1 protein-coding gene is annotated in these 390 nt (G+C 65.9%); it reads left to right on the plus strand.

The features are described 5' to 3' along the window. Nucleotides 1–139: 139 nt before the first annotated feature. Nucleotides 140–390, plus strand: a 251-nt coding sequence (locus JHD73_RS30090) for a proton-conducting transporter membrane subunit (protein WP_368735571.1), incomplete at its 3' end; no start/stop codon positions are given.

Here is a 390-nt window from a genome sequence, read left to right on the forward strand (position 1 = left end):
CCCCCCCCCCCCCCCCCCCCCCCCCCCCCCCCCCCCCCCCCCCCCCCCCCCCCCCCCCCCCCCTCCCAACCACCCCCCCCCCACCGACCCCTCCCCCCCACGGCCTTCGTCGGCAGCGTCAGATGTGTATAAGAGACAGGTGTTAGGTTTAGCACATGGTTTTGTATCTAGTGGTTTATTTATTTGTGCAGGTGGTGTATTATATGATAGAACAGGTACTAGAAGTATATTCTTTTACAGAGGTGCTACTCATGTCTCTTATACACATCTCCGAGCCCACGAGACATGGCGCAGGATCGCGTATGCCGTCGTCGGGTTGAAAAGAGTGGGGGGGGGGGGGGGGGGGGGGGGGGGGGGGGGGGGGGGGGGGGGGGGGGGGGGGGGGGGGGG

Source organism: Ralstonia sp. ASV6, from assembly GCF_016429285.1.
GTDB lineage: Bacteria > Pseudomonadota > Gammaproteobacteria > Burkholderiales > Burkholderiaceae > Ralstonia > Ralstonia flaminis.